The sequence below is a fragment of the Streptomyces sp. NPDC050704 genome, assembly GCF_040654355.1.
Lineage (GTDB): Bacteria > Actinomycetota > Actinomycetes > Streptomycetales > Streptomycetaceae > Streptomyces.
Genome location: NZ_JBFAHW010000081.1, coordinates 1 through 13336, shown reverse-complemented (window position 1 = coordinate 13336; position 13336 = coordinate 1). Strand labels below are relative to the sequence as shown.

Below are 13336 nucleotides of genomic sequence, written 5' to 3'. Positions count from 1 at the left end.
ACTCCTCGTCGTTCGCGGATGACTGACACCTGACTGACACTGTCACCCGGGTTGTGGAGAGAGCACGATGTCGAACCGCACGCTTGACCAGCTGCGCCCGGACAGGTCGCGCCCGTCGGGAGTGGGTGTGCCGGCGGGGCGTTGTTCGAACCGTTTGACGAGCGAATCCCTGACACCGAACACCGCGTCGGAGGCGAGCAGGTCGTCGCCCTCGACGAAGATGTGGGTGACGAGGGTGCGCAGGCCGGGTGCGGTGGCCATGAAGTGCAGGTGGGACGCGCGCATCGGTGAGCGTCCGGTCGCTTCGAGCAGAGCCCCGACCGGCCCGTCGTGGGGGATGGGGTACGGCGTGGGAGTCAGGCCCCAGAAGGCGTAGTCACCTTGGTCGTCGGTGAACAGGTGCGCCCGGCCGGCCAGGTGGTCATCGTCGTACTGCACGTCGTAGAGGCCGTCCTCGTCGGCCTCCCACACCTCAAGTCGCGCCCCCGGGACCGGGTTTCCGTCGGTGTCGGTGACGGTGCCCTCGACCCAGCAGGGTTGTCCCGGGGCGCCGTCGGCCATGTCACCCCGGAGGGGGATCTCGGGGGAGCCCTCGACGAAGAACGGGCCGACGACGGTGGCTTCGGTGGCGCTCGCGTCGGGCCCATGGTTGACGTTGATGGTCTGCATGGACGTGCCCAGGACGTCGGAGAGCAGTACGAACTCCTGTCGGCGGTCGGTGGTGATGTGGCCGGCCGCGGTGAGGAAGTCGACGGCGTGCTGCCATTCAGCTTCGGTCGGGCGGGCCTCACGGATGAAGGCGTGCAGGTGCCGCACCAGGGTCTGCATCAGCTCCTTGAGCCGCGGATCCGGGGTGTCCTGGAATGACGCGAGGACGGCCCGGACCAGCTCCTCCTCAATCTGACGTTGCCGGTCCGGTACCGCGGGAGTGGTGGCCATGCCGGCGTTCCCCCTGTCGCTGTCGTCGGCGTTGTTGTTCACGAGGTGGGTGCCTCCTCGGCGTCGTAGCCGTAGATCCAGCCGTTGCGCACCAGTGGATCGGATTCGGCGAGCGCGGCGTCGCGGGTCTGCTGCCCGTGCCCGTCGGGCAGATGGTTGATCTCCCTGCGGGCGTGACTGATCTCCTGCAGGCGTGTGGTGCGTTCGATCCGCGCCGCCTCGTACTGCTTCAGCGCCTGCTCGGGGTCGTTCGCGTACGCGGCCAGGCAGCGAGCCAGCACCGCGGCGTCCTCGACGGACTGGGCCGCGCCCTGGGCGAAGAAGGGGAACATGGGATGCGCGGCGTCACCGAGCAAGGTGATCCTGCCCCGGCTCCAACGCCGTAGGGGTGCCCGGTCCAGCATCGCCCAGCGCCCGGGTACACCGCCGGCGGTGATCAGGTCGGTCACCCGCGGGTCCCAGTCGGCGAACTCGGCATGGAACTCCTCGATCGTGGCGGTCGTACTCCAGGACTCGTCGGTGTGATCCCCGGCCGGGGCGAAGGCGACGACATTGACGGCCTGCCCACCGGCGACCGGATAGTGCACGAAGTGCCGTCCGGGCCCGAGCCAGAGGGTCTGGGCGCGGCGCAGGGCGAAGTCGGGCGCGGCTCGGGACGGCACGATCGTGCGGAAGGCGCAGATACCGGAGTACGTCGGCGGGGAGGGCTCGGTCACGGCGTCGCGGACGACGGAGTGCACGCCGTCGGCGCCGATGACGATGTCCGCCTCGACACGGCTGCCATCGGCGAAGTGCAGCAGTACGACGTCCTTGCGTGCGTCGACCGCCGTGCAGCGTGCGCCCAGGCGAAGCCACTCACCGGGCACAGCTGCCCTGAGCGAGTCCAACAGGTCGGCCCGGTGCACGACATAGGTGCGCTCGCCGTAGAGCCGCTCGCAGACACCGCTCAGCTTCTCGACCGAGAGCACCCTCCCGTCCGTCCAGCGGCGGAACTCCCAGCCCCAGTCCAGCGGTACGGCCCGGTGGAGGAACCGGTCCATGACACCGAGGCGCCGCAGCAGACGTACGGCGTTGGGAGCCATCACGAGTCCGGCGCCGACCTCGGTGAGTGCGGGCGCCTGCTCGTAAACGGTGGCCGTCAACCCCGCGCGGCGCAGGAAGGCACCGGCGGCCAGACCACCGATACCGCCCCCGACGATGGCAATGCGCGGACCCGGCATGGTGGCAGGCACTGATGGACTCCTCCGGCTCGTCGAGGGCAGTCGAGGGTAAACGAACTGGCCACCGCAGATCCTGACCGGCGCCGTGCGCCGCCGGAACGGCTGTGTTCATTGAATGGACGCCGCTTTCGAAGTCACCCTTAAGCTGAGCCGGCAAGACGAGCGGTACCGCACAGCGAGGAGCCGGTACATATGCCCCGGACCAGCGAGCCCGGCAGGACGGTGAGCTCCCGCCTGCTGGACGTACTGTTCGCGTTCCAGCCGGGGCACAGTGCGCTCAGCCTCGCCGATCTGGTGCGCAGGACGGGCATGCCGCACGCCACCGTGCGGAGACTGGCCATGGAACTCGCCGGCTTCGGAGCGCTGGACCGTCGGCCGGACGGCAGATTCACGGTGGGACTGCGTCTGTGGCAACTCGGGACCCTGGCCCCGCTCACCGAATCACTGCGCACGCTGGCCCAGCCGTTCCTCGAAGATCTCTACACAGCACTCCACCAGCACGTGCAACTGGCGGTCCTGGAAGGCCAGGAAGCAGTGATCATCGAGAGACTGTCAGCGCCGGCGGCGCCCGAACTCGTCTCCCAGGTGGGTGGGCGGCTGCCACTGCACTGCACGGGGGTGGGCAAGGTGCTGCTCAGCCATGGCGGTACGGAGCTGATCGAGACCGTGCTGTCGGGCGAGCTCCGGGAGTACTCGTCGCGAAGCATCGTGGCACCGGAGGTGCTGCGCAAGGAGATCGGCGACTGCCGTCGCACCGGGACGGCCACGGTGCGAGGAGAACTGACCCCCGGTGCCGATTCGGTGGCCACGCGCATCGTGAACGCCGAAGGCCGGGTCGTAGCGGCGCTGTCCGTGGTCGTGCGCACCGACTCGGTGAAGCATCAGGCGGTGCTTCCGTCGGTGATCGCGAGTGGTCTCGGCATCTCCCGTCTCCTCGGCTGGCGCCCTGGCGTCAAGGTCCGCAACAGCTGATCACCTGCTCGCTGTTCATTGAACGGACAGCGGCGTTGTGCGGGCCTGACGGCCTTCGGATACTCGCCTGGCAGTGCGAGCCGCAAGCCGCGGGCCGGCAGCCGACTGTCACGAGGAGACGCTGACGTGATCATCCAGGACGAACACCAGCTCACCGCGGCGGTACTCGCCGAGACGGAGCGGGCCGACGATCCGCGCGTCAAGGGGATCATCCAGGCACTGGTGCGACACCTGCACGATTTCGCCCGTGAAGTGCGGCTGACCGAGAGGGAGTTCGACACCGCCCTCGACATCATGACCAGGCTCGGCCGGCTCACCACGCCCAGCCACAACGAGGTCAGACTGATGGCGGGTTCACTGGGGCTGTCCACGCTGGTCGCCCTGATGAACAACGGCACCGAAGACAGGCCGACCTCGGCGAACCTGCTCGGACCGTTCTGGCGCCAGGGCAGCCCGACGATGAACAACGGCGAGTCGATCGTCCGCTCCCCGACCGAGGGACCGCCGCTGTTCTTCACGGGCCGGATCGTCGACACCGACGGAAACGCGGTCACGGGCGCGGAAGTCGACGTCTGGCACGCTTCGCCGGCCGGCCTCTACGAGAACCAGGACCCCGAGCAGGCCGAGTGGAACCTCCGTGGCAAGTTCTTCAGCGACGGGGAAGGAGTGTTCGCCTTCCGCAGTATCAAGCCCTCCGGTTACCCGATACCGATCGGCGGGCCGGTGGGAGAGCTCCTGGCCGCGCTCCAGCGCCGTCCCTTCCGGCCGGCCCATGTCCACGCGCTGATCCACAAGCCTGGCTACAAGACGATCGCGTCCCAGCTCTACAGCCACGACGACCCCGTCCTGGAGACCGACGCGCAGTTCGGCGTCGTGCGGAGCCTCGTCGGCACGTATGTGCGCCACGAGTACGAGTACGAGCCGGCGCCGGACCCGGATGTGACCGAGCCCTGGTACAGCATCGAGTTCACCTTCGTCGTCGAGCCGGGTGAGGCCTGGTTGCCGACCCCGCCCGTGTCGGCGAAGCGCGACACCGAGCCGGACAGCGTGTGACATGACGGGACGTCACCGCCGTGCGCAGCGCGGACGAGGGCGTCGACCGCGTTGACGGTCGCGGATCAGATGCCAGGGAAGGTTTACGCGACGGTGTCGGACGCCGTCCGCTTCTGGTCCGCGGCCCAGGAGGCCAGGAGGCGCAGCCCGTCGTGGGACGGGGAACCGGGTTCGGCGTTCCACACGATGATGTGCTGGTCGGGGTCCGTGCCACACGTGAGCGTGTTCCAGTCGAGTGTCAGCTCGCCCACCACCGGGTGACGGAGCTTCTTGACGCCCTTGCCCCGCATCGCGACGTCATGCGCCGTCCACCACTCCCGGAACTGTGCGTCACGGGCGGAAAGCTCCTCGACCAGCGCGGTGAGGCGCTGGTCGCCTGGGTAGCGCGCGCTCTCCATACGGAGTTGGGCGATGGCCAGCCGGGTGACCTCCTCCCAGTCGGCGTACAGCTCGCGCATCCAGGGTTCGGTGAACAGCAGCCGGACGAACACGCGCTCCTGTTCCGGGTAGCGCCCGAAATCGGCCCACAGGGCGGCGGCGAGCTGGTTCCAGCCCAGGATGTCCGTGCGCCGGCCGATGACGAAGGCCGGGGAGGCAGTGAGATCGTCCAGCATGCGCTGCAACTGCGTGTCCACCTGCTGACGGTCGCCTGACGCGGGCGGGCGCACCCGCTCTTTCGCCGCGAGGTCGAAGAGGTAGGTGCGCTGGTCGTCGTTCAGACGGAGCGACTGCGCGATTTCGTTCAGCAGGGGAGCCGAGGCCTGGAGACGGCCCTGCTCGATCCGCGTGTAGTACTCGGTGCTGATCGACGCGAGAAGGGCCACCTCCTCACGGCGCAGACCGCTCACACGCCGCCGTTGCCCGCCGCGGAGTCCGACCTCGGAAGGGCTGACCTCGGCACGGCGGGCCTTGAGGAACTCACCCAGCTCGTTCAGATGAGGCTTGCGATTCATGATTTGCAGCCTCGCACAAAAGCTCGGCGGTTGTGAGGGGGAAGGATCCGGCCCATGTCCGCTTGGCTCAGGTACGAAACGGCATCGGTTTCAGCCCGTATGGCAACAGGCGGGAGAGGGAGAGGGAGAGGGACAGGACTCGGCGGCCCGGAGTGTGTACCGGGGCCGCCAAGAGGTCACACGGCTGTGGCGTCAGCCCAGTGCCCCGTCAGCCCAGTGCCTTGACGAGCTCCTGGGCGAGCGGGACCGCCGAGCCCGGGTTCTGGCCGGTGTACAGGTTGCGGTCGGTCTCGACGTGCGGGGCGAACGGCTCGGCCTCGCGGTAGTCCGCACCGAGTTCGCCCACGAGACGGTCCTGCAGCAGCCACTTCGCGCGGTCCGCGAGGCCGTTCAGCTTCTCCTCGGCGTTGGAGAGGCCGGTCAGGCGGTAGCCGGCGAACGGGGACGTCCCGTCGGGGCCGATGGTGGCCAGCAGCGCCGCGGGGCCGTGGCACACCAGTGACACCGGCTTGCCCGAGGCGAGCCACTCGGTGAGCAGCCTGCCGGACTCGGCGTTGTCGGGCAGGTCCTCCATCGGGCCCCAGCCGCCGGGGTAGAAAACGGCCACGTAGTCGTCGATGTCCACGTCCTCGATGCGCATCGGGTGCGCCAGCTCGGTCGCCTCGCGCAGGGCGGTCCGCATGCGCTGCGCGCCTTCCTCGCCGCCGTTGAAATCCGCGGTGAGGCTGAGCGCGTCCGCCGTGGGCGGTACACCGCCGGGTGTCGCCGCCGCGATCTCGTATCCGGCCTCCTTGAAGACCTGGTACGGGCCGATGGCTTCCTCGGCCCAGAAGCCGGCCGGCTGCCGGGTTCCGTCTGCCAGCGTCCAGTGGTCGGACGCGGTGATCACGAAGAGGATCTTCGCCATGGGGGGTCTCCTGGTCGGGGGTCTCAGCCCTTGAGGGCTTCTTGGAGGACGTGGCTGTCGGCGACCTGCCGCATGCTGACGGCCTTGCCGTCACGGACGGTCCACAGGTGGATGAACCGGACGTCGGCCTTGGCACCGGCCCTGGTCTCGGCGTGGTAATGCCCGAACACGAAGACGTGGCCTTCGTCGTCCGCGTAGAACTCCTCGGGCCCCGCGCCGAACGACTCGTAGTTCGGCATCGTCCTGCCGAAGAAGTCCTTCGCCACGCTGTCCCAGCCGTGGTAGACGCCGCTGTTCGGAAAGCCCGGGGTGATGTCCCAGACGAAGTCGGGGGCCATGACCTCCTTGGTGACCTCGGGTGCCATTCGGGATTCGTAGACCCGGCGGATGAGGGCGAGGTCGGGGGAGTCGGACATGGTGCGCTCCTTGTAGGGATGGGGGGATGGGGGGGTGGGGAATCGGATACGGGAAAAGGAGGTCTGGTGATCAGGCGGGGAGGGCAGCCCGCCCGGCACGGAAAATCGCGGCTTGGCGCGCGACGCGCACACCCAGGCTGATCCGGTGCATGCCGTGCTGGGCGGCCAAGGTGGCGAAACAGCCCAGGGTGGGTGACTTGTCGCCGCTCTTGGCACCGGAGTTGGTGAAGCCCGCGGCGAGCTTGTCCACCCAGACATGGGAGAACCAGCGCCTGCTGCTGGCCTCGGCGAACCCGTGGAAGGCCGCGGAGGCGGTACCCATGTGCGCGGCGGCACCGAAGGTGATCGCGTCGGCGCCGGCCCCCGCTGCGCCACGCGCCACGGCTTCGGCGACGACGGCGGTGTGGCCGTAGCCCGAATGGAAGGCAATGGAGATTGTGGGGCGATCGGAATGGGACATGGTGATCGGGCTTCGAGCTCTGCTGGTCCCAGGTCTCGGTGGTACTAAAGGACAGCGAAGAACTCCACCATCTTGGTGACCGCTTGATCCATGTACTCGGGCACGTCGTACAAGGCGATATGAGTCGCGCCTTCGACGACGAACAACTCCTTCGGCCCCTTGGAAAGCTCGTAAGCCTGGTCGCTGAACACTTTTGTATCCGCCTTGCTCCCGGCGATGAGGAGCATCGGTTGGGTCAGCAGTTCTGGGATTTGGTCGAACGCCGAGAAGGCGAACATCTTGTCCATGCTGGTCAGCAGGAAGCGGCCCTTGGAATTGGGATGCTGCCCTCGGGACGTCCTGTAGTAGTCGTATCCTTCACGCAGGAGGTCCGGTGTGTTCTCGTCGATCTCCGCCAGTGTTTCCGGGACGAACGGGGCGTAGAGAGGTGCGTCTCCTCTTGCTTCCGCCGTGCGCTGCTTGGCAATCATTTCCAGCGTTCCGATCTGCTCGGCCACCGGGGACATGTGCCCCAGAAAACCTCTGGACCCTTCGCCCATGGGAGCTGCGCTGACGGTGGCTACTGCTTTGAAGCGACGTTCGGTCTGTGCCACGCTGATTGCATAGCCGCCCCCGGCGCAAATGCCAAAAACTCCCATGCGCTCGGGGTCGACGAACGGAAGAGTGGTCAGAAAGTCGGCTGCGCAGCGGGCGTCTTCCACCCTGGTCGTCGGGTCTTCCAGGAGGCGGGGTTCGCCGCCGCTTTCTCCCTGATATGAGGAGTCATACACCACGGTGACAAATCCCTGCGCAGCGAGCCTCTTGGCGTAGGCGCCGATGGTCTGTTCCTTTACTCCGCCGGCCGGATGAACACCGACGAGAGCCGGATACTGCTCGTCTTCCCTGAAGTTGTCCGGCAGATGAAGGTGTGCCGCAATCTCTACTGCCTTGTTCTTGAAGGAAACAGTTTTGACCATGGCTTCTGTCCTTTCTCGGCCTTGGTCCGCCACCGGCGGTTCTTCCGCCATGATTCGCCGAAGCCGAGATGATGTCCACTCATGGTGCGGGGGAAGAAATTTTCCCCTGGATATCAATCTCGGGGTAAGTGATTCGCCCTGTCGGTCCGACGCCTCAGCCGATACGCGTCGGCGTGTGCAGAACCCTCGCGTGTCCGACGCGGCGGGTCGGACCGGTGAGGTGGACGCTGCCGGTCAGCCGAATGTCGGTGCTGGCGGTGCCGAGCATGACGGTGATCTCGCCCGGTTCGACGATGCGGTGCAGTTCGGGTCCGGTGTAGGCGAGACGGTCGGCGTGCAGGCTGAAGGTCACCTTGCGCTGCTCGCCGGGGGCTAGGCGGACTCGGGCGAAGCCGGTCAACTGGGTTACTGGGCAGGGGAGTTGAGCGATCGGGTCCGCAGCGTAGAGCTGGACGACTTCGGAGTGCGCTCTCCCACGCCCCGTCCACCGACTCCCCGGCCCGCTCGACACCGACGACCGCGGGAACACCCGGCCGCCCGGCCCGTCTGCGCGGCACCAACCCCCTCGGTGCCTTCGGCGGTGTGCTCTGGCTGGTGGTCGTCCTCGTCCCGGTCTACTGGGTCGTCGTCACCAGCCTGCGCACCCGCGAGGGCTTCTTCGACGCCAACCCGCTCGCCGTGCCGACCAGTCCCACCCTGGAGAACCACCGCCTGGTCCTGGACAGCGGCTTCACCCACTACCTCCTCAACAGCACCCTGGTCACCGTCGGCGCGACGCTGCTGACCCTCGTGGTGTCGTTCCTGGCCGCGTACGCCATCGTCCGCGGCACCAGCCGGGCGCTGCGCTGGGCCTTCAGCGTCTTCCTGCTGGGACTCGCCATCCCGCTCCAGGTCACGATCATCCCGGTGTACTACCTGATCGCCAAGGCGCGGATGTACGACACCCTGCCCGCGATCGTGCTCCCCTCGGCGGCGTTCGCGATCCCGCTCACGGTGATCATCCTGGTCAACTTCCTGCGTGACATCCCCGACGAGTTGTACGAGTCCATGCGCGCGGACGGCGCCGGCCACTGGCGGATGCTCTGGAGCCTGGCCGTGCCGCTGTCGCGCCCCGCCTTGATCGCGGTCACCATCTACGACGCGCTGAACGTCTGGAACGGCTTCCTCTTCCCGCTGATCCTCACCCAGAGCCCCGACAAACGGGTCCTGCCGTTGTTCGTGTGGAGCTTCCAGGGCGAGTTCACCATCAACATCCCGGCGATTCTGGCCGCGGTGGTCCTCTCCACGCTCCCGATCCTCGCCACCTACATCCCCGGCCGCCGCCAGCTCATCAGCGGACTCACCGCCGGCTTCGGCAAGTGAGGGGTCCCTCCTGGTTCGCCGTTTGAGGCACCGGAGAGACTACGGCACCTTCATTGGCATCAAGCGTTTGACTGCTGGCAAGTTGCTGAATTATCATGCCGTCATGACCAGACCCCTTGCTCTGATAACAGGTGCTTCCTCCGGAATCGGCGCCGCCTACGCCCGTCTCCTCGCAGGAGACTCGGACTTCGTCCTGGTCGCCCGTCGCGCCGATCGGCTGCGGGATCTGGCGGAGGAACTGCGTAAGGCCGGTGCCGCGGTGGAGGTCCTGCCTGCCGACCTCGCCACCCGCGAGGGCATCGCCAAGGTGGGGGACCGACTGAGTGCCGGGGATGTCCGCCTCCTGATCAGCAACGCCGGTGTCGGCGGCTACGCCCCGCTCATCGACGTCGATCCGGCCAGGATCGACGATCTGCTCACCCTCAACGCCGAGGCGCACGTCCAGCTCGTCCGCGCCGCACTGCCCGGCATGCTCGCCGCAGATGAGGGCACCATCGTCACCGTCGCCTCGCTACTCGCCTTCAGCGCCGGACAGGCCGGCCCACGTCCGCCCCGCCGCACCCTGTACGCCGCGGCCAAGGCGGCCACCGTGGCCTTCACCCGCACCTTGGGCCATGAACTCGCGGACACCGGGGTCCGCACCCAGGTGGTCTGCCCCGGCCCGGTGGCAACCGAGTTCCATCAGGGCATCGGGCAGACCGTTCCCGTCGTCATGACCGCCGAGGATGTCGCGCGAGCCAGTCTCACCGGGCTCCGCCTGGGCGAGACGATCTGCGTCCCGGGCCTGGAGGACCAGTCCGCGGCACTCGACGCGCTGCTCGCCGCCGAGAGCGCCGTACTGTCCGGCGGCCGCCGTTCGGACCTCGCCTCCCGATACCGGCAGCCGCTGCCGCAGTGAGCCGACGTTCCGTGAACGTCGGAGCCAACCAACAAAACGGAGATCGGCATGGGCAGGTTCAACGCGCAGGAAGTCGCCTACCTGAGCGAACACATCCTTGGGAGGCTCGCCACGACGGGTAAGTCCGGCAAACCGCATGTGGTGCCCATCAGATACCACTTCGATCCGGAGCGCGAGGTCATCAAGATCGGGGGCCGGGTCCTGGAAGGGCGTGGACAGGAGCGGCTCTACATCCGTCACCTCACGGTCAACCCGCAAGCGGCACTGGTGGTCGACGACGTGGCGGACGGGCAGACCTGGCAGCCGCGCGGAATCCTCATCAAGGGGGCGGCGGTGCTGCACACGGAGGGTGGCGAGGTGCTGGGGCCGGGCTTCGGTCCGAACTGGGTCGAGGTGGTACCCAACTGGGTCACGTCTTGGAGCATCGACACCCCTGCATGACAGTCCACCGTTCGCGGCGGGCATGGCTGCTCAGCACCGCGCCGGACGACGCAAGCGACTGCGGTTGTGCGGGAATGAGTCCCTCGGAATTGAGTTGGTGACATGAGTGAAGTAGTAGTGGCGAGTGCGTACGGAAATCCCGAGGTGCTTTCGGTGATCGATGTCGCCGTCCCGGCCCCCGAGCCGGGCCAGGTGCGCATCGCGGTCCGTGCCGCCGGGGTGAACCCCTTCGACCACAAGATGTACAGCGGTGTCTTCGGGACCGATCCGGCGAATCTGCCGATGCGGCTCGGCGCCGAAGCGGCGGGTGTGGTGACCGCGGTGGGCGCCCACGCGACCGGCCTCGCAGGTCCGGTCGAGGTCGGCGACGAGGTGATCGCCTATCGTGCGCCCGGCGCGTACGCCGCCGAACTCGTCGTCCCGGCCTCGTCGGTGTTGCCGAAGCCCGCCGCGCTGTCCTGGGAGCAGGCCGGCGGCCTGATGGTCGTCGGCGTCACCGCCGCGCACGTTCTCGACGCGATCGGCCTGCGCAAGGACGAGTCGGTGCTGATCCATGGTGCCGCTGGAGGAGTCGGCCTGATGGCCGTGCAGTTGGCGGTGGCGGGCGGCGCCACCGTGGTGGGAACGGCAAGTCCCGGCAAGCACGACATGCTGCGCGAGCTGGGGGCGATTCCGATCGCGTACGGGCCCGGTCTGGCCGACCGGGTACGCGCGGCGGCGCCGGAGGGTGTCCACACGGCGGCCGACCTGGTGGGCACCGACGAGGCGGTGGACGTCTCCGTGGAACTCGTGGCGGACCGTTCCCGCATCGCGACCATCGCGGGGTTCGCGCGCGGGGCCCAGGCCGGCATCAAGCTCCTCGGCGGCGGGCCCGGCGCAGACCCGGGCACGGAGATCCGCGCCGCCGCCCGCCTGCGGCTCACCGAGGCCGCGGAGGCAGGGCGCCTGCGCGTCCTGATCGCCGGCAGATACCCGCTTCACGAAGCCGCTGCCGCCCATCGCCAGGTCATGACCGGTCACACCAGCGGGAAAGTCGTCCTGGTGCCCTGACCCGGCCAGGCCGTGCTGTCGGCCGACGACCTCACGGACGCCGAAGCGCCGGTCAGCAGACGGAGGCGGCTGTGTCCCCCTGCTGCACTTGAGTTCTAGTGGTCGTCGCAACACCCCAATTCAGGGGAGGCGATGGGCTTCGAAGTACGCAAAGAACGTCAGCGGCAGGGGTCGACCCGCTGAGCCGGCTGGTGCGGGGGCTGTCCGAGGTTCGCCTGTACAGGCCGCTGCACCAGGCCATGCACGACCGGGCTTACGCATCTTCAGGCTGCCCCTCCTCTGGGCGTGCGCGTTGTGCAGGATCACCGACAAGCCGCTGACCGGGCCGCCGCGTTGGCGCAGCGACTCCAGCAGAGCGACCAGGTCGTCCCGCTTGCCGACACCGGCAGCGCGAGCGATGCGTTCGATGGAGACATCAACCAGCGGAACGCCGGCCTCCACGAGTTTCATCACCCCCTCCAGGATGGCCTGTTCCACGGCTTCGCTGCGGACACCCCCGGTGTCCAGAGGGCCTGCTGCAGAGCGTTGTGCTGCGCCAAGGTGAGGTCCTCCGTGCGCAGCGCCCGTTCCAGTCGTCCGGCGATGATCTGGGAGAACGGATGCAACCGGTCGGGCAGGTAGGCGGTGGGCAGCGTGACACCACTCGTGCTGTTGCCGAAGGTGAAGAGGACCACGCCGGCCACCGACATCCCGGACGGGCTTCACTCCGCAGTCCATGGGCATCGCCGTCAACGCACGGGTGGGTCGCGGCCTGCTGGCGCGCCATCGGGAAACAAGTGACTTGGCTAATGTAAAGATGCTTGATGCAAGAACACTTGCTTGATTGGTGGCAGGGGTTAATGCTTGGCAGGTGTTTCGGGCGCCCCTGGCAACCACCTGTGTCACCGATGAGAGAGAGTGGACATGTCCACCGAACCTCCCTTCCAAGCTGTGACTCCCCCTGTCGAGTCCCCGACACCGCCCACCCGGCGTACCTTCATCGCCACGACCACAGCTGTCGGAGGAGCTGCCGCGGTCGGCGGCCTGGGCGCGGGACCGCCCGCGCTCGCCGCCGGGGAAGCGGCCGCTGCCGAGGCTCCGCCCGGCAGCCATGTCTCCTTGACCGTCAACGGTGTCCGCCGCGCCGTCACGGTCGACAACCGCACCTCGCTCCTTGACCTGCTGCGCGAGCACCTCGACCTGACCGGCTCCAAGAAGGGCTGCAACGCCGGAGCCTGCGGCGCCTGTACGGTCCTGGTCGACGGACAGCGAGTCAACTCCTGTCTGACGCTCGCGGTGCGCCTGGAGGGCGCCGAGGTCACCACCATCGAAGGCCTGGCAAAGGGCGACCGGCTCCATCCGTTGCAGCAGGCGTTCATCGACCAGGACGCCTTCCAGTGCGGCTTCTGCACACCGGGGCAGATCGTGTCCGGTGTCGGGTGCATCCAGGAAGGGCACACCGGCTCCGCGGACGAGATCCGGGAGTGGATGAGCGGCAACCTCTGCCGCTGCGGCTGCTACCTGAAGATCGAGCGCGCGGTCGAGCAGGCCGCCGGCCGGAAGGGCTGATCCCATGTATCCCTTCACCTACACCAAGGCCGCGGATACGCGTGAGGCCCTCAACGCCGGGCGGAACGGCGGGCGTTACATCGCCGGCGGCACCACCCTGGTCGACCTGATGCGGGAGACCGTCGAACGCCCCGAAACCTTGGTCGACATCACCGGCCTGC

17 protein-coding genes and 1 pseudogene are annotated in these 13336 nt (G+C 68.0%); 8 read left to right on the top strand and 10 right to left on the bottom strand.

Going from position 1 to position 13336, the window contains the following annotated elements; all coding sequences use genetic code 11:
• Window positions 1-42 precede the first annotated feature (42 nt).
• Together AB0I18_RS35630 and AB0I18_RS35625 are read right to left on the bottom strand one after the other, a co-directional pair.
• Window positions 43-939, bottom strand: a complete 897-nt coding sequence (locus AB0I18_RS35630) for a dioxygenase (protein WP_363109851.1) — start codon at window positions 937-939, stop codon at window positions 43-45.
• 38 nt (window positions 940-977) lie between these two features.
• A complete protein-coding gene (locus AB0I18_RS35625) occupies window positions 978-2171 on the bottom strand; it encodes an FAD-dependent monooxygenase (protein ID WP_363109818.1) in 1194 nt (397 codons plus the stop codon).
• Window positions 2172-2351: 180 nt separating this feature from the next.
• Here AB0I18_RS35625 and AB0I18_RS35620 point away from each other — a divergent pair, with 180 nt between their 5' ends.
• Both AB0I18_RS35620 and AB0I18_RS35615 read left to right on the top strand, forming a co-directional pair.
• The gene (locus tag AB0I18_RS35620; protein WP_363109816.1) at window positions 2352-3131 is read left to right on the top strand and encodes an IclR family transcriptional regulator; all 780 of its coding nucleotides are present in this window, start codon (window positions 2352-2354) and stop codon (window positions 3129-3131) included.
• Window positions 3132-3257: 126 nt separating this feature from the next.
• Window positions 3258-4184: a dioxygenase gene (locus AB0I18_RS35615; RefSeq protein WP_363109815.1), complete on the top strand. Its 927-nt coding sequence runs from the start codon at window positions 3258-3260 to the stop codon at window positions 4182-4184.
• Window positions 4185-4267: 83 nt separating this feature from the next.
• Here AB0I18_RS35615 and AB0I18_RS35610 read toward each other — a convergent pair whose 3' ends face one another.
• The 6 genes from AB0I18_RS35610 to AB0I18_RS35585 all read right to left on the bottom strand — a co-directional run bounded on the left by AB0I18_RS35610 (window position 4268) and on the right by AB0I18_RS35585 (window position 8276).
• Window positions 4268-5137: a helix-turn-helix transcriptional regulator gene (locus AB0I18_RS35610; protein ID WP_363109814.1), complete on the bottom strand. Its 870-nt coding sequence runs from the start codon at window positions 5135-5137 to the stop codon at window positions 4268-4270.
• A 208-nt stretch (window positions 5138-5345) separates the two neighbouring features.
• Window positions 5346-6044, bottom strand: coding sequence for a type 1 glutamine amidotransferase domain-containing protein (locus tag AB0I18_RS35605; RefSeq protein WP_363109813.1), 699 nt, complete (start codon window positions 6042-6044; stop codon window positions 5346-5348).
• Window positions 6045-6067: 23 nt separating this feature from the next.
• Window positions 6068-6460: a nuclear transport factor 2 family protein gene (locus AB0I18_RS35600; protein ID WP_363109812.1), complete on the bottom strand. Its 393-nt coding sequence runs from the start codon at window positions 6458-6460 to the stop codon at window positions 6068-6070.
• Window positions 6461-6530: 70 nt separating this feature from the next.
• The gene (locus AB0I18_RS35595) at window positions 6531-6920 is read right to left on the bottom strand and encodes a hypothetical protein (RefSeq protein ID WP_363109811.1); all 390 of its coding nucleotides are present in this window, start codon (window positions 6918-6920) and stop codon (window positions 6531-6533) included.
• Between the two features lie 44 nt (window positions 6921-6964).
• Window positions 6965-7876 carry an alpha/beta hydrolase gene (locus AB0I18_RS35590; protein ID WP_363109810.1) on the bottom strand — a complete coding sequence of 304 codons (912 nt, stop codon included), beginning with the start codon at window positions 7874-7876 and terminating at the stop codon, window positions 6965-6967.
• Between the two features lie 154 nt (window positions 7877-8030).
• Complete coding sequence (locus tag AB0I18_RS35585) at window positions 8031-8276, bottom strand: fibronectin type III-like domain-contianing protein (RefSeq protein WP_363109809.1); 246 nt, start codon at window positions 8274-8276, stop codon at window positions 8031-8033.
• Between the two features lie 182 nt (window positions 8277-8458).
• Between AB0I18_RS35585 and AB0I18_RS35580 the strand changes: the two genes are divergently transcribed.
• The 4 genes from AB0I18_RS35580 to AB0I18_RS35565 all read left to right on the top strand — a co-directional run bounded on the left by AB0I18_RS35580 (window position 8459) and on the right by AB0I18_RS35565 (window position 11627).
• Window positions 8459-9238 carry a carbohydrate ABC transporter permease gene (locus AB0I18_RS35580; protein WP_363109808.1) on the top strand — a complete coding sequence of 260 codons (780 nt, stop codon included), beginning with the start codon at window positions 8459-8461 and terminating at the stop codon, window positions 9236-9238.
• 103 nt (window positions 9239-9341) lie between these two features.
• On the top strand, window positions 9342-10136 hold the full coding sequence (locus tag AB0I18_RS35575; protein ID WP_363109807.1) for an SDR family NAD(P)-dependent oxidoreductase: 795 nt from the start codon (window positions 9342-9344) through the stop codon (window positions 10134-10136).
• Window positions 10137-10184: 48 nt separating this feature from the next.
• Entirely contained in the window at window positions 10185-10577 is a 393-nt protein-coding gene (locus AB0I18_RS35570) for a pyridoxamine 5'-phosphate oxidase family protein (protein WP_363109806.1), read from the top strand.
• Window positions 10578-10694: 117 nt separating this feature from the next.
• Window positions 10695-11627, top strand: a complete 933-nt coding sequence (locus AB0I18_RS35565) for an NADP-dependent oxidoreductase (RefSeq protein WP_363109850.1) — start codon at window positions 10695-10697, stop codon at window positions 11625-11627.
• Between the two features lie 258 nt (window positions 11628-11885).
• Here the strand turns inward: AB0I18_RS35565 and AB0I18_RS35560 are convergent.
• Both AB0I18_RS35560 and AB0I18_RS35555 read right to left on the bottom strand, forming a co-directional pair.
• A pseudogene (locus tag AB0I18_RS35560) lies at window positions 11886-12134 on the bottom strand (TetR family transcriptional regulator); the annotation flags it as partial.
• Window positions 12077-12316, bottom strand: a complete 240-nt coding sequence (locus AB0I18_RS35555) for a hypothetical protein (RefSeq protein WP_363109854.1) — start codon at window positions 12314-12316, stop codon at window positions 12077-12079. The pseudogene AB0I18_RS35560 and the gene AB0I18_RS35555, both read right to left, overlap by 58 nt.
• A gap of 214 nt (window positions 12317-12530) precedes the next feature.
• Between AB0I18_RS35555 and AB0I18_RS35550 the strand changes: the two genes are divergently transcribed.
• On the top strand, window positions 12531-13175 hold the full coding sequence (locus tag AB0I18_RS35550) for a (2Fe-2S)-binding protein (RefSeq protein WP_363109805.1): 645 nt from the start codon (window positions 12531-12533) through the stop codon (window positions 13173-13175).
• 4 nt (window positions 13176-13179) lie between these two features.
• On the top strand, window positions 13180-13336 hold a 157-nt coding region (locus AB0I18_RS35545), incomplete at its 3' end, for an FAD binding domain-containing protein (RefSeq protein WP_363109849.1).

Coding starts and splice junctions, on each gene's coding strand:
- AB0I18_RS35575 (WP_363109807.1), top strand. CDS start 9,342: ATGACCAGACCCCTTGCTCTGATAACAGGTGCTTCCTCCGGAATCGGC.
- AB0I18_RS35630 (WP_363109851.1), bottom strand. CDS start 939: ATGGCCACCACTCCCGCGGTACCGGACCGGCAACGTCAGATTGAGGAG.
- AB0I18_RS35600 (WP_363109812.1), bottom strand. CDS start 6,460: ATGTCCGACTCCCCCGACCTCGCCCTCATCCGCCGGGTCTACGAATCC.
- AB0I18_RS35610 (WP_363109814.1), bottom strand. CDS start 5,137: ATGAATCGCAAGCCTCATCTGAACGAGCTGGGTGAGTTCCTCAAGGCC.
- AB0I18_RS35555 (WP_363109854.1), bottom strand. CDS start 12,316: ATGTCGGTGGCCGGCGTGGTCCTCTTCACCTTCGGCAACAGCACGAGT.
- AB0I18_RS35550 (WP_363109805.1), top strand. CDS start 12,531: ATGTCCACCGAACCTCCCTTCCAAGCTGTGACTCCCCCTGTCGAGTCC.
- AB0I18_RS35605 (WP_363109813.1), bottom strand. CDS start 6,044: ATGGCGAAGATCCTCTTCGTGATCACCGCGTCCGACCACTGGACGCTG.
- AB0I18_RS35570 (WP_363109806.1), top strand. CDS start 10,185: ATGGGCAGGTTCAACGCGCAGGAAGTCGCCTACCTGAGCGAACACATC.
- AB0I18_RS35620 (WP_363109816.1), top strand. CDS start 2,352: ATGCCCCGGACCAGCGAGCCCGGCAGGACGGTGAGCTCCCGCCTGCTG.
- AB0I18_RS35595 (WP_363109811.1), bottom strand. CDS start 6,920: ATGTCCCATTCCGATCGCCCCACAATCTCCATTGCCTTCCATTCGGGC.
- AB0I18_RS35590 (WP_363109810.1), bottom strand. CDS start 7,876: ATGGTCAAAACTGTTTCCTTCAAGAACAAGGCAGTAGAGATTGCGGCA.